Here is an 18,885-nt window from a genome sequence, read left to right on the forward strand (position 1 = left end):
TCCTCGGTTCTGTGGAGCTTCTGAGGTAGTTTCATCACTGTTATGAAACGTCGTATCGCGCAGAAGTGCATCTGGTGTGGGGAAGAGTTCCTCGACACCCCGGGACCCGGACGACCGAGGCGATACTGCAGGTCCAGCCACCGCCAACGGGCCTATGAGGCGCGCCGGCTTGGAGAGAGCCGGCAGCTGGGCCCGGACGAGGTAATCGTCTCCCGGCGAGCATGGGATGCATTGAGGGACGCCCTATACCGATTGGAAGCGGCCGCCGAGGATGTCGCGATCGATCTCGAGGCGGGGACGCCGACCAAGTCCGACTACGTGCAAGCCCTCGCACACCTCAGCGAGGCGGTTCGCGAGTTGCAGGACGTCTCGGTCGAACCGGTGGCCATCGGAAGCGAGTGATCTCCGGGCGTTGCACAATCCGTCACAGTGATGTAATCAGCAGCGAGCCGAGCACCGAGAGGGGAGCGTTCGAACCGGCCCGAATCTGTACTTCGAAGGCGATCGGGGACCCGAACGCCTTCGCCCGATTCAAGGGACCCGCCGATCGCTGTTCTTCCAGTGAGCAGGCAGTCGAGCGGGTTCCATCACGGTGACGTATTGCACCTCGAGGAAGCCGTCGTTGAGCATCCCGGAAGAGCGGTCGCGCGACGACCAGGACCGCCTCGGTTCGGATCATCGGAGATCCGAATTCAAGACACAGTGCTCCGGTCCAGAGTACATAACGGGCCATGGGAAGCCACCGGCCTCGCCTGGTGGTTGCGGGCCGAGCGCTCCGGCTCGATGTGATCGGCGCTTCCACTCTTCTAAGCAAGCGCCCATAATCATCGTTATGTCAAGTAACTCGGAATCGGCCCGAATTCACCCTGGTCCACCAGTGCACCGCCCTCACTGCTGCTCCAGGCGCTCTGCGGTCTCGGTGAGCTCGAGCCAGCGGCTTTCGGCCTGCTCCAGCGCGTCGACCGCGGCGGCCAGTCGGATCGACAGATCAGCGAAGTGCTGATAGTCCCCTGCTCCCTCATCCACGCTTCCCAGCAGTTGATCCCGTTCGGCTTCGAGAAGCGGGATGATCTCCTCGAGGCGTTCGAGTTCCAGGCGTTCCTTGTATGAGAGACCCCTGGGTGCCTGGCGGATTCGTTTCGACCCGGTGGCCGGTCTGGGCGCCTCCCGGGTCTTGGCGGCGGCCGACCGGTATGCCGCCCATCCGCCGGGATGGTGGACCACCGAGCCGTCCGACTCGATGGAGACGATGTCGGTGCAGGTCCTGTCGAGGAAGTATCGGTCGTGACTGGCCACGACTACGGCACCGTTCCAACCGTCGAGGTACTCCTCCAGGGTGTTGAGGGTGTCGATGTCCAGGTCATTCGTGGGTTCATCGAGAAGGAGCAGGTTGGGGGCTTCCATCAGGCTCAGCATGAGCTCGAGTCTGCGCCGCTCACCACCGGAGAGGTCACCGACCTCCGCTTGTTGCTGCTCTCTGCTGAACTGAAACCGCTCGAGCAGCTGCGCGGCGGACACCCGGATCCCGCTCTCGAGCAAGACCTCGTCGCGATGTTCCCGAACAGCCGCGTGGACCCGTGTTCGAGGGGAGATTGGGCGAGGGTCCTGGCCGTACCACCCACAGTGAACAGTTGAGCCGACGGCCACCCTCCCCTCGTCCGGTTGAATCCGCCCGGCTATCAGGTTGAGCAGGGTGGTCTTGCCGGCCGCATTCGGGCCGACGATGCCGATTCTGGCGTCAGGCGCAAGCTTGAGCTCCACGTGTCTCAGTACCCATTGGTCCCCGTATCTCTTTCCCGCATCGTGGAGTTCGACCACCCGGGCTCCGAGCCGGCGGGCGGGCAGTTCGATCGACAGGTCTCGGCGCACCTGCCGGCGTTGCCCGGCGATCAGGTCCCGGGCCTGGGAGACACGGGCACGCGACTTGGTCGTACGTGCCTTCGGGGAACGCTGCAACCAGGCCAGTTCGGTTTTGATCCGTTGCCGAAGCCGATGCTCGACCGCAGACTCGTGGAGGTCACGGTTGACGGCCGCCTCGAGGTATTCCTCGTAACTCCCCTGGTGTGAGAAGAGGGCGCCTTCGTGGATTTCGACGATGCGGTCGGCAACGCTGTCGAGGAGGAATCGATCGTGAGTGACCATGAGCAATGCCGCGGAGCGTGCGCGCAGGTGATCCTCCAGCCAGTCGATCAGATCGACATCGAGATGGTTGGTCGGCTCGTCGAGAATGAGAAGATCGCAATCTGCCGACAAAGCCAGAGCCAGAGCCAGGCGCTTGCGCTGCCCGCCGGACAAAGCAGACCAGGGCGACTCGGCGTCCGTCAACCCGAGGCGGTGTGCCAGAGCTACTGCGGCCCGATCGTTGCCTACGATTTCGCCGACCGTCGCGTCGGCACGGAAGGCCGGATCCTGCTCCAGGTGGGCAATTCGCAGACCCCTGGCACGAACCATGGAACCATCGTCCGGCTCGACCGTGCCGCCGATGATGGCCAGCAGGGTCGACTTGCCGGAGCCGTTTCGACCGATGACCCCGATATGCTCCCCGGCGGAGATGCCCAGCGAGACGCCGGACAGAACCGGCTTCTCCGGATACGCCTTCGAGATTCCTTCCAGGCTGAGCAGGTGCATGAATCGGCTTTGTCAGTCCCAGAGCGTGGGAATGATCGTTACCGGCCTGGCGGTCGCTTCGCCGGCTTCGGGAGGTCCGACGAGTTGTTCCACCAGAGAAGCCCAGTCGAAGGTGTCGGTGACCTCCGACGCCCGGATGGTGACCAGTCTCTCCATCGGCACATAGTTGGGAAGAATGGCATCGAGTATCGTTTCGATCTCGTTGCGGAACCTGGTGTTGGTGCTGCGAACCCCGTCGATCTTGAGCGGTACGTCCGGGAGCAACCTCACAAAGAGATCGTATGTTTCGCACCACTTCCGGACCAGCGGCTTGATATCGAAAGGGTCCTCTCCGCCGGTTGCTCGAAGGAAGTATGCGAAATTGTCGATCACGGCTCGATCGGTGACCAATACCTCGGCGCGGTTGCGCAGTTCGAGTTCCTGTTGAATCTGCGCCATGATCACCCACAGCTGGGCTTCGGGCGTCGCTCCTTCATTGAGACCGAGCGGGTTGAATCGGATTACTTCGCGCCCGACCTCTACGCTGCGGCCGCTGCGGCCCACTGCACCCGCGAAGGAGTGCACGGCGTTCGTCTTTCTGACCGAGTGCGATCCGATGAAGGCGATCTTGGAAGGTTTGGACATAGGTTTCCAGTTCGAGAACACAGGCACGGTACTGTGAACCACCGCTCTACCCAAAGGCGCGAAAGCGCTGCATCACGCCGGCTTCATCCGAACCGGGAGCAAGAGGCACGTTGCGGGTGTGCTCGCCGCAGCCGGCTTGGCCCCTCGCCTTCCGGGGACCCTGGGCTTGGCCCCTCTACGATCGGACTCGGCATTAGGCTCGCTGATCGTATGAGTATCGAACAGGACGTCGCACGGGAGCTGAATCGGCGGATCCTCGTGCTGGCGCGACAACACGATCACCGGGCACTCCTCGAGATCGACGGCGACCCCGAGACCGAACGGCTACTCGGCTTGCTGTCCGACGATCTGGCCAGCGCCGCATTGCTGCATCTTCAAGGGGCGCGCGCATGGAGGCGCCGGAAGACGGAGGCGAACGGGCGCCGGCTGGCCGAAGCCCGTACGGCCCTCGATGGTTTTGACCTGCCTAGAGCGCGCTCGCTCTTGCTGCGCATCGAGGAGGAGTTTCTGTCTCCGGCGATCGCCGCCGAACGCGATGCGCTCCTGATCGAGTTCGAGGCCCGCTCAATGGAGAACGAACAGCTTCAAGACAGCGCCGACCAGATCATCGATGAGTACACGCCCAGGTGGCGCCGATGGCTGCGGAAGCGACGGTGACCCGATCGCCCTTCACTTCTTCGCCAGATTCGGTGGAGTAAGGCCGGAAACTGCGTGCGGCCTGTACGGTGCCTCGAGAATGGACATCTCCTCGTTGCTGAGGTCGATGTCGAGGGCGGCGACGGCATCCTCGAGATGAGCCAGCTTCGTTGCCCCAACGATGGGCGACGAAACGACCGGGTTGGCGAGCAGCCACGCCAGGGCGATCTTTGCCGGAGATTGACCCCGCTCCCCCGCCACCGACCTGACCGCCTCGACGACGTCCCAATCCGCCGAGTCGGTGTAGAAGATCTGGTCGACCTGGTCGGTCGACGATCGCAGGGTGGAATTGTCTCCCAGGGTCGTTCTGGTGCCGGCCAGCATGCCCCTGGCCAGCGGAGACCAAGGCATGACGCCTATCCCCTCTTCGCGGCACAGGGGCAGCATCTCACGCTCCTCTTCGCGGTAGATGAGGTTGTAATGGTTCTGCATCGAGACGAACTTGGCCCAACCGTTCCGCTCGGACACTGACAGCGCCCGCATCAGCTCGTATGCATACATGGAACTTGCACCGATGTACCGGACCTTGCCCTGTTCGACGAGATTGCTGAGGGCCGCCAGGGTCTCTTCGATGGGAGTGAGATGGTCCAACCTGTGGATCTGATACAGATCGATTGTTTCGATCCCCAGCCGCTGCAGGCTCAGTTCCGCGGCCTGTTGAATGTGTTTGCGGGATAGGCCCGAGCGATTCGGCCCATCGGAATGCGGGAAATAGACCTTGGTGGCTACGACGATCTCATCCCGGTTGGCGAACTCCTTGAGCCACCGACCGGTGACCTCCTCGCTGGCGCCTTTCGAGTACATGTCTGCCGTGTCGAACACATTGATCCCGAGCTCGACGGCGCGGCGGAAGAACGGTTTGGCCGCGTCGGCATCGAGAACCCACGGGCGCCATTCGGGCGTTCCGTAGCTCATACATCCGAGCGTGATCCGGGAGACCTCTAGTCCTGAGTGTCCGAGTCGTGTGTATCGCATGGTCCGAGGCTAATCGGACGTCATTCTCGGCAATACTCTGCATCTCCAGCATCACCAGTATTGCTGAGAAAGCTAATGGGCGTTGAGGAGGAGTTCCGGAACCTCCATTTGGCAGGCCCGCAGATACTCACCCAGACCCTTGGCCTGACCGTCCAACCGAAGTGAAGAGTTGACGCCTTCGCCCAGAATCCCGTGGACCAGGAAATTCAGTGACCAGATATTGGGAAGCTCGTACCTGTCGATCTCCAGGTGTGCGACATCGGGCATCAACACCCGCAAGCGCTCCACCGACAGCGTCTCTGCCATCCACGCATAGGCGAGTGCACTCCTGGCAAACACGCCGATGTTGCCGATTCCGCCCTTGTCTCCGGAGCGCGCTCCGAGGATGCTGCCGAGAGGGGCCCTCCTCGTCGGGCCGGATGGCACCGACGGAATGTCGATCGGATCCGGCGTGACCGGTTCCCGCTCGCCGGGCACCGTCTCCTCGATCTCGAACGTTCGGCCGTCCAGCTCGACCTGTTCGACGATAACCGAACGGTCGACCGTCGTCGGCCAGTATCTGGCGAACGGTGTGGCGGGACTCGGCGGATGCACGATGAACAAACCGGGTACTGAGCCCAGCAGCACGCTGACTGCCGCGTTCGAGAAGGCCCGTCCGACGCGTTCTTCGTCGCGCGACTTCACCGCCATACGCCAAAAGCTCGTGGCTTCCTCATTCGAGGTGGGGTCCTCGGAGCCGACGCCGATCAAGGCCTCGTCGACCCCGTCGTAGTCTTCCCGCGTCCACGGTAGAACCCGCCAGACCTGGTCTGAGATGGTCTTTGCCTTGGCCTCGGCGTTCAATCCTGTCAGCCCGAACAGCATCGAGTTCCGGTAGCCGCCCACCGTAGAGGCCGCCACTTTCAGTGTTTGTGGAGGGGGTTCGCCGCGGACACCCGATATCGCCACACGGTCGGGGCCCACCTGGCGGAGCTGTGCAGTGTCGAAGCGAGCCACCACATCGGGCGCCGCGTAGGCCGGCGGGCCGATCTCATACAACAACTGGCTGACGACGGTGCCGACGGAGACCTCGCCGCCGGTCCCGTCATGCTTGCCGATCACGGAGCTTCCGTCGTCTGCGACCTCCGCCCAGGGAAAAGCCGGATACGTCATGTCCCCTATGTCGCTGAAGAAGGCGTAGTTGCCTCCGGTTGCTTGCATGCCGCACTCGACGACGTGGCCTGCGGCTACCGCGCCGGCCAGTCGGTCGTAGTCGTGGCGATCCCAACCATGCCACCAGGCGGCCGGGCCGGATACGACCGAGGCATCGGCGACACGACCCGTGATGACGATGTCGGCGCCTTCGTGCAATGCACGGGTGATTCCCCAGCCGCCCATATAGGCGTTCGCCGTGACCAGTTCGGACGCCAGCCGCCCCAACGGCTCTCCGGTTTGAAGATTGGTGAAGGTCTCGCCGCCCGCTTGAAGCGAACCAAGCCGATTCATCAAATCATCTCCGGCTATCGAGGCCACCCCGGCAACGAGGCCCTGCGCCTCGAGAGATCGACGAATCGCCTCGGCGGCCCCCCGTGGATCGAGTCCTCCGGCATTGACCACTACCTTGATGCCCCGTTCGATCACCAGAGGAAGGACATCGTCCAATGCCTCCACGAAACTGCGTGCGTAGCCCCCATCCGGCCGGCGCGTCCTCGTCTTCGCCAGGATCAGCATCGTCAACTCGGCCAGGTAGTCGCCGCTGAGCACGTCAACATCGCCACCTTCGATCTGTTCTCGCAGAGCGGCAGGCCGGTCGCCGAAGAAGCCCGAGATGTTCGCGATGCGGATGGGACGTTTGGACATCGGTATGCGCGCTCCCTTCACTCGTCGTCGAGCGTCAGGACGAGTGGACAATCTCGATCCGGGTGCGGAATGACCCGCATCCGCTGCTTGTAGACATCAGAGAGGATATCGCTTCTCAGCACCTCCTCGGGGGAACCGGAGGTCCGAACACGGCCGCCGTCGAGCAGGATGATCCGATCCGCGTGTGCCGCGGCCAGATTGAGATCGTGGAGGACCGCCAACACCGCGGTGCCTCCTGCGGCCGTCGTGCGCAGGAGACGCATAACGGCTTCCTGGTGTCCGATGTCCAGCGCCGAAGTCGGCTCGTCCAGAAGGACAACGAGGGTGTCCTGGGCCAACACCCGGGCGAGGCCGACCCGTTGCCGCTCACCCGTCGACAGGCTGGCGACGGGCCTGGTAGCGAGGTGTGCCACGTCGGTGCTGTTCATGGATTCCTCGACGACTTGATCGTGTTCGAGTCGATCGATTTGCGCTCTCCGGTAGGGATGGCGGCCCATTGCCACCACGTCACGCACCGCGAATGGATTGTCCGCCACCCCCTGCGGGCCCAGATAGGCCCGCAGCCGAGACATTTCCTGCAACGTGGTCGTGGCGGCGTCGTGTTCGTTGATCATCGCCCGACCGGAGGTTGGCGACAGGTCGCCCGCCGCGATGCGCAGCAGGGTGGTCTTTCCGGCGCCGTTCGGCCCGACGATCGCGAGAATCTCCCCTACATCGGCGGTCAAGGTAACCCGATCGAGCAGCACCCTGTCCCCGACGCGAAACCCTGCTCCCTCGATTCTCAATGCCGGACTCATGACAGCGACCTTCCGGCACGAATCAGAAACCAGACGAAGACGGGAGCACCGACGATGGCCGTGAGCAGACCCACGGGAATCTCGATGGGAGCGGCCGCCGTTCTGGCCAGAGTGTCGACGGCGACCACCAGGGCCGCTCCACCGACGGCCGACAACACGAGTAGCCAGCGGTGAGCCGGCCCCACCCAGCGCCGGAGGACCAGTGGGACGACCAGACCTACGAATCCGATGACTCCCCCGAGTCCGACTGCGCCGCCGATTCCAATCCCTGAAGCGATCAGGACCAATCGGACGACGCGATCGACGTCTACACCGAGGTGTCTCGCCTCGGAGTCGCCGAGTGCCAGCAGGTCGAGTGGTCTCGCCATCACGAACAGGGCAAGTAGAGCGATCAGAACGAGGGGCGTTGCGGCGGCCAATGATGTCCAGGTCGCACCGGAGAGGCCGCCGAACACCCAGAATGTGAATGTTGGAACACGCGGGCTATCCCAGGCGAGGACGATCGCCCCCAGCCAGGCCAACATGCCCAGCCCCAGGGCCAGGCCGACCAGCAAGAACTGGGTCGTTTCGAGGACTTGCTGGGCGATTCTCCTCATCAAGAGGGCTACCGCGGCACCGGCGAGGGCCGCCGACAGCATCATGATGACCGGGCTTCCCCCGGCAGGCGTGATCGCGATACCCGTGACCGCTCCGAGGCCCGCCGCCGGAGCGAGGCCGGTGAGATGCGGATCGGCCATGTGGTTGCGAAACGTTCCCTGGAGGGCGGCACCGGTCACGCCCAGGGCTGCGCCGACCAGGGCTCCGGCGAGAACTCGGGGCAGGCGGATGGCCCACAACACGGAGTCGGTGAGCCGTTCGGGATCGTCGGAAAGTCCGAGACGCCTTCCCAGCATGTGGAGCAGGTCGGGGAATCCAACCGGGACCGCGCCGGCAAGCATTCCGAGCAGGAAGAGGACGACCAGGAACACGGAGAGCCCGATCAGCGTTGTGCGCCGCCTGGCCGCCCTCTGAGTGGTGGTCTTCGAAGCCGTCACGAATCGTCGAGCTGTAGCTGGAGGTCGATAACCAGTTCCCGGAGCGTATCCGCGATTCTCGGACCGAAGGTGAGGATGTCGCCCTCGGGGTAATCCAGGATCCTTCGATCCCTCCCCGCCGGGGTCTCTGCGAAGCCGGGAAGAGTCAGGAGTCCGTCTATTCCACCCAGAGCTTCCAGGCCTTCACTTGTGATGATTATCACGTCCGGCGAGGCGGCAACCATGGCTTCCGGGGTGACCGACACCGTTCCGACCACACCCGCCCCAGCTCCGACATCCACTCCACCTACTGCTTCGATCAGCGGTTGGGTCGTCATCTCTGATCCGAACAACAGCATCACGTCGGGGCCGCGGCTGTACACGAAAGCAATGCGAGGCTGCGGGTCGTAGCGCGGAGCCTCTGCGAGCGTCGCCTCGATGGAGGATCTGACATCGGCCGCCAGCGATCGCGCCTCCTCGGCGACTCCGAGCACGACCCCGATCTGCTCCAGCTTCTGGTACAGGCCTTCGAATGTGGTCGGCACATCCAGAATGACCACCGGAACTCCGGCCGAGCGTATCTGCTCGATCGTCTCCAATGGAGAGGTTTGAGTGTCGCCCAGTACGAGCGTCGGAGCTTCGCCCAGGACACCTTCTGCCGTCAGGAATCTGCCGACGCCGACGATCGGGAGCCCGACGGCTTCGGCGGGATGAACGGTGGTCACATCGGTGGCGACGACGGACGAACCGAAACCGAGTGCGAAGACCACTTCTGTGAGGTCACCGCTCAGCGTCACTATCCGACTGGTGTCGGTGATCGTCGACTCGACGCCGTCGATCCCGACAAAGGTTCGCGTCGCCGCAACGGTGGTCGTTGTCTCCACCGATGGTGATGACGTCGGAGGGACGGGCTGGGTGTCTTCGGCTTGGCCGGAGGAACTGCAGGCTGTCGCCAACAGCACCAGTCCGAGGGCCAGTCGTCGCGGCATCCTCAGCTACTGGGACATCCGACGCGCGCAGAAGACATCAAGGAGCAGAAGGCGCCGCGGGGCACTTGCCAGCCCGCCTCGGTCAACACGGCCCGCCCGGTGAGGTCCGGGTAGGTCGGATTGTTGTTGAAAAGGAGGTCGTAGACGAGGGTGGCGGTGGAGCCATCGACGGTGACTTCCTTGACCACTACGCCGATGCCTCCCATTGATTCGCCGGTCACCAGGTACAGGGCAACGGTATCCTCGAGGCCGGTCGGATCATCGATATACGCGGCTTTGGTCTCGAAATCGGACACGCTGTCGAAGGCGATTTGATAGGCCAGGACGATGGCATCGACGTCTGCGTCTTCACCGGGGACGATTCCGGCGACGGTGGTCGTGGTCGTGGTGGGCGCCTCGGCCGTGGTTGTGGTGGTGGGCGGCGCGGTGGTCGTGGTCGTCGGCGCAATCGTCGTGGTCGTACTCGGCACAGTCGATGTCGTGTCTGCGGAAGCATCCGGTTCAGAACCGCCGCCGCAGGCTGTGGCCAACAGAGCAACAACGATGAGCAGTGTCGTGAATCGTTTCAAAGATACCTCCGAGTTGAACACCGGATTCTCTGCCCAAAAGCCTTCGACGGCGAGTCGAAACCGCGCCGGGTGGGCCGAACGGGGGCGAGAACACGCGCTGTGATAGTGTCGCCCGGCGATGAACGACGGAGCCCGGCGGATACAACGCACCTACCTGGTGCTCACTCTGCTGTCGACTCTATCGGCGTCGTTCATCTGGGGAGTCAACACGCTGTTCCTGCTCGATGCCGGCCTCAGCAATGCCGAAGCCTTCGCGGCCAATGCCTTCTTCACAGCCGGTCAGGTCGTTTTCGAGATACCGACCGGCGTGATCGCAGACACACGCGGGCGACGTTTGTCCTACCTGCTCGGCGCGTTGACTCTTCTCTCATCGACGCTGCTCTATCTGTTCATGTGGCAGCAGCAGGCCCCCTTCTGGGGTTGGGCGATCGCTTCGGCTGCGATCGGCCTGGGTTTCACGTTCTTCTCCGGCGCGGTCGAGGCCTGGCTTGTCGATGCATTGAGGTTCACCGGATTCGGTGGCGAACTGGAGACGGTATTCGCCAAAGGACAGTCGACTGCCGGAGTGGCGATGCTGGCCGGTTCGGTCGCCGGCGGTTTCATCGCCCAGGTTACGAACCTCGGCGTCCCGTATTTGATTCGGGCGTTCATGCTGCTGATCACCCTGGGGGCCGCCTTCGTTCTCATGAAGGATGTGGGTTTCTCGCCGAGTTCCGAGTTGGGACCGGTCGCGGAGGCAAGGAGGTTGTTGCGGGCCTCTGTCGACGCCGGACTTCGCCATCCGCCCGTTCGCTGGGTGATGCTGGCCGCCCCCTTCTCGATGGGAGTGTCCGCATACGCGTTCTATGCCATGCAGCCGTATCTGCTGGAGCTGTACGGCGACGACCGGGCGTACGGTATAGCGGGATTGGCTGCCGCCATCGTTGCCGGTGCTCAGATCGTCGGTGGAATGATGGTCCCGGTCGTCAGGCGCCTGTTCGCACGCCGAACACATGCCCTCATCGTGGGAGGGGTCATCACGACGGTGGCACTCCTGCTCATCGGCTGGGCGAACAGCTTCTGGGCGGCGATCGTCCTCCTCGTGGTTTGGGCGCTCACGCAATCGGCGACGACCCCGCTGCGCCAGGCCTACCTGAACGGACTCATTTCCTCCGAGCAACGGGCCACGGTTCTCTCCTTCGACGCGCTCATGGGTTCGGCCGGTGGGGTCGGGGCGCAGCCTCTGCTGGGACGTTTCGCGGATATATGGAGTTACTCGGTGTCGTACGGCGCCGCGGCTCTGATCCAGGTAGCGGCCATCCCATTCCTGGTTCTGGCGAGACGAGAAGGAGCAGTCTCCGACCCCATCGGGTAGGTGATCACTCGCGTGGAGTGGCCGCTCTGGTCCGGTTGCCGGCGATCAGCGCCCACGTGGCCAGGCCTACGCCTGCCGGGATCCAGTAGTCGATCACCCGGTAGATGAGCACTGGGGCGATGACGGCTCCCGCGCCGAAACCGTAGGCGGTGAGAATGCCGATGAGTCCACCTTCGACCAGTACCAGTCCCCCGGGCAGGGCCGGCAGGCCCCCGAGTATCGCGGAGATGCCGTAGGTGACCAGCGCCTCGCTGGGGGTCAGGTGGATGCCGAGCGCCTGCAGGGATCCCCATAGCACGCCGGCTTCGCCTGCGATGCGGGCCACAACCAGGCCCACCTCTCTCGTCAGCAGCCTCCCGCCGCTGGCCGTTGCTGCAAAATGTGCGCGAATCAGCCTGGGGAAACGATCGACGATCCTGTCGAGCCACGGGCTGCCGGCGAAGATGAAGATGCCGCCGAGGATGAGCAGAATGCCGACGGCGACCTCACCGGCGAACAGCAGGGGATGCCGCCCCGTCGATGTTCCCCACAGCACCGCACCACCGGTCATCGCCAGGAGACCTCCGTAGGTCAGGAGAGTGACGCGCAGCGCGACGCCGGCCATCTTGTCGTCTTCAGATCGGACCGCCCACGCCATCGTGGTCGGGGTGAGTGTGCCACCGGCCGGGATGACGCGGGCCACTGCGGATCCGGTGAGTGCGGCCTTGATGGCCCCCGAACGACTGACCGGGTGTCCGGCACGAATCGAGCCGGCACGAAACAGTTCTGCAAACACAAACTTGGCCATAATCTCGAAAGCGACGGCGATCAAGAGCAAGGCTGCCTCTCTCCAGCCGACGTCGGGTAGCTGCCATCGACGAACAGCCAGAACGAGAGCAGCTACGTACACCACGAAGGCGATCGCGATTATTCCGGCCGTCATCGAGGGAGAGCGGCGTGTGAATCTCCCTGACTCTTTGCTCGTTTCAGCGCCTGCGGTCGATTCAGTCATCGACCATCCATTCTTTCACAACGTGAGACCGTCCGGCGCCACCGGTATTGTGGAGTCCACCAAGCAGGAGACTCATGACTGATCAACGTGTCGCAGTCGTCACCGCCGCCGGCCGCGGAATGGGCGCGGCCATCGCTCGGGAGCTTCATCAGGGAGGTTTTCGGCTGGCCCTGATGTCGGACGGGGGTGGAGCGGAGGCACTCGCCGGTGAACTGGGCGGCCTCGGCCGTACCGGGTCGGTTACCGAACCGGCCCACCTGGAGGCGCTGGTGAACGAGACACTGGACAGATACGGGCGGGTCGACTGCGTGGTCAACAACACAGGTCATCCGCCGAAAGGTCCGCTTCTCGAGATCACAGACGGGGACTGGCATTTCGGGCTCGACCTCGTTGTTCTGAATGTGGTGCGGATGGCGCGTCTCGTCACGCCGATCATGCTGGCCAACGAGGGAGGCAGCATCGTCAACATCTCAACCTTCGCTGCACTCGAGCCCGAGGGGGCCTTTCCGGTGTCCAGCAGCCTCCGGGCGGCGCTCGCAGCTTTCACGAAGCTGTTCTCCGACCAGTACGCGGCCGACGGGATCCGGATGAACAACATACTTCCCGGCTTCATCGACAGTTACCCGCAATCCGCCGAGCACACCGCCCGTATCCCGACCGGAAGGTACGGACGTGTGTCGGAAGTCGCCAAAACAGTAGCGTTTCTCCTGTCGGACGATGCCTCCTACATCACCGGTCAGAACGTGCGCGTCGATGGAGGGATGTCCAGGTCCCTGTGAGAGTCCAGGTAGTCCGCAGCGAACGCCGCCACAAGACGGTTCAGGCCCGGGTGGTCGATGGCGTCCTGCGCGTGGCAATTCCTGCCGGTATGAGCTCTGTTGAAGAGGAACATTGGGTGGTGGAGATGCAGCGGCGGGTTCTGAACCGGGCCGATTCTCGCCATCCCGACTTGGTGGCCCGAGCCTCGAGGCTGGCCGGGCGCTTCGGGCTTCCCCAACCCGCCTCCATCGAGTGGTCCGCCCGCCAGACAACGCGCTGGGGATCCGCGTCGATCGCGTCTCGAAAGATCCGGATTTCCGAGCGCCTCGTCGACTATCCCCGCTGGGTGCTCGACTACGTGATCGTTCACGAACTCGCCCATCTCAAGGAAGCCAATCACTCCCCCGCCTTTTGGCGACTGGTCCGGCAGTATCCCCAGGCGGAAAGGGCGCAGGGTTATCTCATAGCCAAGGCCGAGCAGGCCTAATCTGGCGAGATGTGTCGCAGTATCAAGACCCTCCGCCCGCCCATGACGACCGACGCGACGAGCGAAGATACGAGGGCAGCAGCTCTGCAATACGTTCGCAAGGTGACCGGATTCCGGGACCCGTCGAAGGCCAATCATGACGCGTTCTGGTCGGCCGTCGACGAGGTCGCCCGCGCCACGCAGCAAGTCCTCGATGATCTAGTGATCCGCAGTTCCCAAACACGGATCGAGCGATCTGTCGGGTAAGCTCGCCGTTCCGATGACCGATCCACACCGCCATATTGAAGACGAAACCGTTGTCTCCCTCGCGGAGCGAAACACGCGCGCGGACTTCGAACGACGGATCAACGAGCTCGAAGACGAGGTAGAGCTTCTGACCAAGGAACGCGACAAGGCTCTGAGGAAGCTCGAAAAGGACGATCAGCTCCGTCCCTATCAGGTTGAGCTGCTCAAGCTCCAGAACCATCTGGAAGCCAATGCGGAGCGCATGATCGTTGTGTTCGAGGGCCGCGACGCCGCCGGCAAGGGTGGGACCATTCGCAGAGTCACCCGCTACATGAACGAGAAGCGGTACCGCGTGGTCGCCTTGGGCAAGCCAACAGAGGAGCACCGAACCCAATGGTATTTCCAGCGTTATGTGACCCAGTTCCCGGCCGGCGGTGAGATGGTCTTGTTCGACCGCTCCTGGTACAGCCGGGCGATGGTCGAGCCGATATTCGGATTCTGCACCGACTCCGAGTACCGGGCGTTCCTGACCGGGGTCACGGGCTTCGAGAAGGATCTCGTTCGTCAGGGAACGATCCTCGTCAAACTCTACTTCTCGGTGTCGAAGGAGGAACAGGCCCGGCGCTTCGCCAGACGCCTGAACGACCCGCTGCGGCAGTGGAAACTCAGCGAAGTGGACCTCCAGGCCCAAGACCACTGGGACGACTTCACAGACATGAAGTACGAGATGCTCAAGCAGACTTCAACCGCTACCGCGCCGTGGACGATCATCCGTTCGGGAGACAAGCAAGCGGCGCGCGTCAACGCGATGCGGGTGATCTTGAACTCGGTTCCCTATGAGGCGCGCAACGCCGACCTCGACTTCACGCCGGATTCCGATGTCGTCATCTCCGGAGCTCGCGAACTCGAGTTGATGGAGGCTCAACGGATCCGCGTCGGTCGATTCACCAACTGAGAGACGAGAAATCGTATCCGGCTCCGGTCAGGTCGACCGAGACCTCCCAGAGCCGGCGCGCCGTGTTCTCATCGTGGGACCTCCTGCTCGACTCCACGATCGTGGCAGATCCGGCCAGACCACGCCGCGGCCCGTAGTAGGTGCCTGTTTGCGCATCCGGGTCGGTAGCGGCTCGCAGCTGAGGTAGGGCACCGCGCGCGGCAGATTGGGCAAAGCGACGCGCCCCTCTCCAGAATCTCTCAGCCTTTCCCCGTTCCCGGGCCGAACGTAGCTGCAGATTCGTGGCGGCGTATCCCGGGTGGGCGGCCATGCTGAGCAGTCGAGCATCGACTGCACGTGCTCTTCGGGCGAGTTCGTAGGCGAAGTACAGGTTTGCCAGCTTCGACTGGCCGTAGGCCGACCAGGGACCGTACCGTCTGGCGCCCTGCAAATCGTCGAAGCGAATCTGTCCCATCCGGTGCATGTCGCTGCTGACCGTCACTACCCGGCCCCCACCATCGGCGAGCAGTTGCGGCAGCAGATGGCCCGTCAGAGCGAAGTGTCCAAGATGGTTGATCCCGAGCTGCCGATCGAACCCGTCGACGGTGCTCTGCCGGGGCACGGCCATGATGCCCGCGTTGTTGACAAGGAGGTCGATCGTCGGATGGACTGAGAGGGCACGGGCGAAACGCCGGACCGATTCGAGGTTGCCCAGGTCCAACTCGACCACACTGAGCCGGGAATGCGCCGCCAGACCGGTTATCGCCGACGCGGCGGTGAGACCTGCGTCGACCCGCCGGACGGCCATGATCACATGCGCTCCCCGCTGGAAGAGGACCCGTGATGTTTCAAACCCGAGTCCCGAGTTTGCCCCGGTGACAACAGCCGTCTTGTGGGACTGATCCGGTACGTCTGCTTCAGTCCAGCCGCCTTGTCGAGCTGCCACTTGGTGATCCTCTGCATGCATCGCGATACCCGTTTCGTCCCGCATTCTGACACGGATGGACTTCCTCAAGAAAAGAGGAGTGGAGCCGATGCTCTCACTACGATCAACGTTGATCGAGGGAGGCGGGCGCCGTACAACGACGGCGCCCGGGTCCGGGCGTGGGGTTGGAACACGCGGGAAGAGGACGACTGAATGCCGCCGCAGGGCAATGGGCCTGAAGAGCATGGGACAGCCGGGGTGCCGGCCGATGATCCGTGGCCGGGTCCGCAGGACGCCGTCGACGGCCCCGGACACGGTGAGGGAAACGACCAGACTCCGCTGGGTCATGATGAGCTGGTGGCGCTGCGATCCAGCCGCCACGTCGCGCGACGGCCCCGGCGGCGCAAGAGATGGCCCTGGGTGTCGGCGATCGTGGTGTTGCTGGCCGGTTTCGCTGCATATGCGGTCTACACATACGCGTGGCCGTACGCACAGGACTTTCTCATCTCGCGCAACGTTTCGAGCGCGGCCGCCGGTTATCCGGACCTCACGACCAGTTTCTCGGACGGTGTCGCCACGGTCGCCGGGGAGATCGGGACTGCTGCAGACGCCGAGTTGCTGATCGAGGCCATCGGCGGGATAGACGGCGTGGAAGAAGTAGAGGTCGATCTGACGGTTCGATCTGAGACGTTGCCGAGATCCCTGGAGGAAACGATCGTCGATGCTCTGGCCGACGTCGGGATAACCACCGTGACACCGATCGTCGCCGGTTCGCGGGTCACCCTGGTGGGTAGCGCCGCCGACTCTGCGATGGTCGATCTCGCCTCGACGGTGGTAGTCGGAATCGACGGCGTCTCACAGGTCCTGAACCGGGTCGTCGTTGCGGCGGACGCCGCATCTGCCGTCGGTGAAGTCCTCCGGGCGGCAGGATTCTCGACGGTGGTTGTGGTCGTCAGAGGCAACGTCGCCGTTCTGACCGGCACCGTCGATGCAGATGAGGATGCGCTGGCGGCCGCCGATCTCGTATTGAGCCTGGCCGGTATCGAGAAGGTGGACAACAGGCTCATCGTCGGTCCCACTACCGGATCGACTCTTGTCGGCGCACCTACCGGAACGCCTGATGCCCTCGTTTCGTCGGCTCTGACCGATGCCGGTTTCGATGGTGTGTTCGTCACGTTCGACGGAGCAACCGCCTACCTCGACGGTGTTGTGCCGATTGGCGTGTTGGAGGAAGGCTACTTCGCATTCGTGGAAGAGGTTCGTGTGATCGTGGAGAACTTCGGAGAACCCGAGACCGTGGTGAACCGGCTGCGTCTGCGCGGCAACGAGCAGGACCTGCGAGCGGAGTTGAAGGAGCTTCTCGATGCAACTCCGATCGTGTTCCTCAGCGGTTCTTCGGACCTGACGTTGGACGGCGAACGAGCATTGGAAGAGGCAGCACGAATCATCCTCTCTCAGCCGGGCCTGCAGGTATTCATAGCGGGCCATACCGACGCCAGCGGAAGTGCCGACGCCAACGAGCAACTCGCCAGACAACGAGGCGGCGTGGTCTTCGAGCAGCTGGTCGCTCTGGGTGTTCCTGCCAACCGTTTGGCAGTCGTCTCCTACGGTGAGTTGTTCCCCGGCGAAGGTTCCGCCGAGGCCGATCGGCGAATCGAGTTCGAGGTGGGACCATGAGGACTCGACTGTCATCAGCATTGGTCATGCTTATCCTCACCGCATCGTGCACTGGGACGGAATCCGATTCGTCCTCATCGACGATCGGGGCGACTACCACATCGTCGCCCCCCGTTTCGACGACGACCGTCCCGGTCTTCCCTGATCCTGTACTAGCCCCGGCTCTGACGGATGGTGTGACCGCAACGGACGAAACCATCTACGTCGGAGTGCTGGCCGATTTGACCGGCCCGTTCTCGGGAACCGTTGTGGATGTCGTAGACGCACAGCTTGCTTTCTGGAGCCGGCTGAACGACGAGGGTGGCATCGGTGGCCGGCAGGTAGAAGTGCTGATCGCCAACACCGGATACGACCTGGCGACTCACGTGGAGAAGTACGCCGCTCTGAAGGATCGAGTCGTGATGTTTGCCCACTCGACGGGGTCGCAACAGACTCTTGCCGTACTTCCCAACCTCGTCGAGGACAACCTGCTTGCTCTCCCGGTGACCTGGTATTCGGGATGGTCTGACCCGGTACTCGGGCGCAACCTCCTCGAGACCGGTTCGAACTATTGCATGGAGGCCATCAACACGATCTCATACCTCGCCGACCAGCACGGCGCCACCGCCGGTGATGCCATGAAGATTGCTCTGGTCACCTTTCCAGACGATTTCGGCCGCGATTCGGCCGCCGGCGTGCGCTACGCAGCCGAGCAACTCGGAGTCGAGATCGTCTACGACGGCGAAGGAACGGTCATACCGGGCCAGGACCTACGGCCGGTAGCGGCAGAGATTGCCGCCAGCGGAGCCGATTACACCTGGATGGCTACCGACCCCGTCTCCTTGGTCGAGATCGTCGGCACGGCCCTTCAACTGGGTTACACGGGCCGGTGGGGAGTGGCGATGGTCTCATTCTCCGACCGGCTGCTCTCAACCGCGCTCGGCGAGTACATGGCAGACAACATGTTCATGTCCACCCTGATATTGCCGCTGGGAGCCGAGGCGGACGGCATGCAGGAAGTCGTGGCAGTGCTCACCGATGCCTACCCCGACCGCTACCCGTCGACCGGACTCATAGAGGGATACCTCGAGTTCGTCGTGGCCAAGACGGTTCTGGAACGTGCAACCGAACTCGGTGATCTGACCCCCGGCGGCGTCGTTGCGGCAGCCGGCCGGATCGGCTCCCTTTCGTACGGTGGCCTTGCGCCCTCGAACATCTACAGCGGAGATGCCGCATCGACGGTTACACGGGCTACCGCGATCTACAGGCCGGACAAGGCGCTCTTCGATGCGCAGGGCGGCCTCGAAGCCACCCTCGCGGCCGGGGCAGTGTCTCCCCTCTCCCCTATTCGTGGATTCACCGCATCACCGCTCGCCGCGGACTACGACTTCCAGGGACCCTGCTTCGTTTTCCCGACCGGCTAG

At 63.4% G+C, this 18,885-nt stretch carries 19 protein-coding genes; 9 read left to right on the forward strand and 10 right to left on the reverse strand.

Features of this window, described 5'->3' with window-relative positions; translation table 11 throughout:
• Positions 1-42: 42 nt before the first annotated feature.
• On the forward strand, positions 43-402 hold the full coding sequence (locus tag VLT15_11870) for a hypothetical protein (GenBank protein ID HSR45908.1): 360 nt from the start codon (positions 43-45) through the stop codon (positions 400-402).
• Between the two features lie 486 nt (positions 403-888).
• Here the strand turns inward: VLT15_11870 and VLT15_11875 are convergent, their stop codons facing one another.
• Together VLT15_11875 and VLT15_11880 are read right to left on the reverse strand one after the other, a co-directional pair.
• A complete protein-coding gene (locus VLT15_11875) occupies positions 889-2,628 on the reverse strand; it encodes an ABC-F family ATP-binding cassette domain-containing protein (GenBank protein HSR45909.1) in 1,740 nt (579 codons plus the stop codon).
• A gap of 12 nt (positions 2,629-2,640) precedes the next feature.
• Entirely contained in the window at positions 2,641-3,252 is a 612-nt protein-coding gene (locus VLT15_11880; protein HSR45910.1) for an AAA family ATPase, read from the reverse strand.
• Between the two features lie 210 nt (positions 3,253-3,462).
• Between VLT15_11880 and VLT15_11885 the strand changes: the two genes are divergently transcribed.
• The gene (locus VLT15_11885; protein ID HSR45911.1) at positions 3,463-3,909 is read left to right on the forward strand and encodes a hypothetical protein; all 447 of its coding nucleotides are present in this window, start codon (positions 3,463-3,465) and stop codon (positions 3,907-3,909) included.
• A gap of 12 nt (positions 3,910-3,921) precedes the next feature.
• On the opposite strand, the gene VLT15_11890 is transcribed toward VLT15_11885, so the two are convergent.
• The 6 genes from VLT15_11890 to VLT15_11915 form a co-directional block, all read right to left on the reverse strand.
• Complete coding sequence (locus VLT15_11890) at positions 3,922-4,923, reverse strand: aldo/keto reductase (GenBank protein HSR45912.1); 1,002 nt, start codon at positions 4,921-4,923, stop codon at positions 3,922-3,924.
• A gap of 72 nt (positions 4,924-4,995) precedes the next feature.
• Positions 4,996-6,762 (reverse strand): acyclic terpene utilization AtuA family protein, encoded by a 1,767-nt coding sequence (locus tag VLT15_11895; protein HSR45913.1) that lies wholly within the window; start codon positions 6,760-6,762, stop codon positions 4,996-4,998.
• Positions 6,763-6,779: 17 nt separating this feature from the next.
• On the reverse strand, positions 6,780-7,559 hold the full coding sequence (locus VLT15_11900) for a heme ABC transporter ATP-binding protein (protein HSR45914.1): 780 nt from the start codon (positions 7,557-7,559) through the stop codon (positions 6,780-6,782).
• Positions 7,556-8,593: an iron ABC transporter permease gene (locus VLT15_11905; GenBank protein HSR45915.1), complete on the reverse strand. Its 1,038-nt coding sequence runs from the start codon at positions 8,591-8,593 to the stop codon at positions 7,556-7,558. The genes VLT15_11900 and VLT15_11905 overlap by 4 nt, the downstream gene beginning before the upstream one ends.
• Entirely contained in the window at positions 8,590-9,561 is a 972-nt protein-coding gene (locus VLT15_11910; GenBank protein HSR45916.1) for an ABC transporter substrate-binding protein, read from the reverse strand. The genes VLT15_11905 and VLT15_11910 overlap by 4 nt, the downstream gene beginning before the upstream one ends.
• A gap of 2 nt (positions 9,562-9,563) precedes the next feature.
• Positions 9,564-10,130, reverse strand: coding sequence for a hypothetical protein (locus VLT15_11915; GenBank protein HSR45917.1), 567 nt, complete (start codon positions 10,128-10,130; stop codon positions 9,564-9,566).
• A 118-nt stretch (positions 10,131-10,248) separates the two neighbouring features.
• Between VLT15_11915 and VLT15_11920 the strand changes: the two genes are divergently transcribed.
• Positions 10,249-11,484, forward strand: a complete 1,236-nt coding sequence (locus VLT15_11920; GenBank protein ID HSR45918.1) for an MFS transporter — start codon at positions 10,249-10,251, stop codon at positions 11,482-11,484.
• Between the two features lie 4 nt (positions 11,485-11,488).
• On the opposite strand, the gene VLT15_11925 is transcribed toward VLT15_11920, so the two are convergent.
• Positions 11,489-12,406, reverse strand: coding sequence for a YbhN family protein (locus VLT15_11925; protein HSR45919.1), 918 nt, complete (start codon positions 12,404-12,406; stop codon positions 11,489-11,491).
• Between the two features lie 143 nt (positions 12,407-12,549).
• On the opposite strand from VLT15_11925, the gene VLT15_11930 reads away from it, so the two are divergent.
• From VLT15_11930 to ppk2, 4 genes are read left to right on the forward strand one after another with little or no spacing between them, the layout of a single operon-like run.
• Entirely contained in the window at positions 12,550-13,254 is a 705-nt protein-coding gene (locus VLT15_11930) for an SDR family oxidoreductase (GenBank protein HSR45920.1), read from the forward strand.
• Positions 13,251-13,721, forward strand: coding sequence for a M48 family metallopeptidase (locus VLT15_11935; GenBank protein HSR45921.1), 471 nt, complete (start codon positions 13,251-13,253; stop codon positions 13,719-13,721). The genes VLT15_11930 and VLT15_11935 overlap by 4 nt, the downstream gene beginning before the upstream one ends.
• A 9-nt stretch (positions 13,722-13,730) precedes the next feature.
• Positions 13,731-13,967, forward strand: coding sequence for a DUF2277 domain-containing protein (locus VLT15_11940; GenBank protein HSR45922.1), 237 nt, complete (start codon positions 13,731-13,733; stop codon positions 13,965-13,967).
• 13 nt (positions 13,968-13,980) lie between these two features.
• The gene (gene ppk2, locus VLT15_11945; protein HSR45923.1) at positions 13,981-14,901 is read left to right on the forward strand and encodes a polyphosphate kinase 2; all 921 of its coding nucleotides are present in this window, start codon (positions 13,981-13,983) and stop codon (positions 14,899-14,901) included.
• On the opposite strand, the gene VLT15_11950 is transcribed toward ppk2, so the two are convergent.
• Positions 14,891-15,826 carry an oxidoreductase gene (locus tag VLT15_11950; GenBank protein HSR45924.1) on the reverse strand — a complete coding sequence of 312 codons (936 nt, stop codon included), beginning with the start codon at positions 15,824-15,826 and terminating at the stop codon, positions 14,891-14,893. The two genes, ppk2 and VLT15_11950, sit on opposite strands and share 11 nt — an antisense overlap.
• A 192-nt stretch (positions 15,827-16,018) precedes the next feature.
• Between VLT15_11950 and VLT15_11955 the strand changes: the two genes are divergently transcribed.
• The gene (locus VLT15_11955) at positions 16,019-17,482 is read left to right on the forward strand and encodes an OmpA family protein (GenBank protein HSR45925.1); all 1,464 of its coding nucleotides are present in this window, start codon (positions 16,019-16,021) and stop codon (positions 17,480-17,482) included.
• A gap of 176 nt (positions 17,483-17,658) precedes the next feature.
• Complete coding sequence (locus VLT15_11960; protein HSR45926.1) at positions 17,659-18,885, forward strand: ABC transporter substrate-binding protein; 1,227 nt, start codon at positions 17,659-17,661, stop codon at positions 18,883-18,885.

Source organism: Acidimicrobiia bacterium (assembly GCA_035471805.1).
GTDB lineage: Bacteria > Actinomycetota > Acidimicrobiia > Spongiisociales > JAHEDJ01 > JAHEDJ01.

Excerpts from the sequence above, each read along its gene's own strand:
- VLT15_11870 (HSR45908.1), top strand. The coding sequence starts at position 43 with ATGAAACGTCGTATCGCGCAGAAGTGCATCTGGTGTGGGGAAGAGTTC.
- VLT15_11875 (HSR45909.1), bottom strand. The coding sequence starts at position 2,628 with ATGCACCTGCTCAGCCTGGAAGGAATCTCGAAGGCGTATCCGGAGAAG.
- VLT15_11880 (HSR45910.1), bottom strand. The coding sequence starts at position 3,252 with ATGTCCAAACCTTCCAAGATCGCCTTCATCGGATCGCACTCGGTCAGA.
- VLT15_11885 (HSR45911.1), top strand. The coding sequence starts at position 3,463 with ATGAGTATCGAACAGGACGTCGCACGGGAGCTGAATCGGCGGATCCTC.
- VLT15_11890 (HSR45912.1), bottom strand. The coding sequence starts at position 4,923 with ATGCGATACACACGACTCGGACACTCAGGACTAGAGGTCTCCCGGATC.
- VLT15_11895 (HSR45913.1), bottom strand. The coding sequence starts at position 6,762 with ATGTCCAAACGTCCCATCCGCATCGCGAACATCTCGGGCTTCTTCGGC.
- VLT15_11900 (HSR45914.1), bottom strand. The coding sequence starts at position 7,559 with ATGAGTCCGGCATTGAGAATCGAGGGAGCAGGGTTTCGCGTCGGGGAC.
- VLT15_11910 (HSR45916.1), bottom strand. The coding sequence starts at position 9,561 with ATGCCGCGACGACTGGCCCTCGGACTGGTGCTGTTGGCGACAGCCTGC.
- VLT15_11920 (HSR45918.1), top strand. The coding sequence starts at position 10,249 with ATGAACGACGGAGCCCGGCGGATACAACGCACCTACCTGGTGCTCACT.
- VLT15_11925 (HSR45919.1), bottom strand. The coding sequence starts at position 12,406 with ATGACGGCCGGAATAATCGCGATCGCCTTCGTGGTGTACGTAGCTGCT.
- VLT15_11930 (HSR45920.1), top strand. The coding sequence starts at position 12,550 with ATGACTGATCAACGTGTCGCAGTCGTCACCGCCGCCGGCCGCGGAATG.
- VLT15_11940 (HSR45922.1), top strand. The coding sequence starts at position 13,731 with ATGTGTCGCAGTATCAAGACCCTCCGCCCGCCCATGACGACCGACGCG.
- ppk2 (HSR45923.1), top strand. The coding sequence starts at position 13,981 with ATGACCGATCCACACCGCCATATTGAAGACGAAACCGTTGTCTCCCTC.
- VLT15_11955 (HSR45925.1), top strand. The coding sequence starts at position 16,019 with ATGCCGCCGCAGGGCAATGGGCCTGAAGAGCATGGGACAGCCGGGGTG.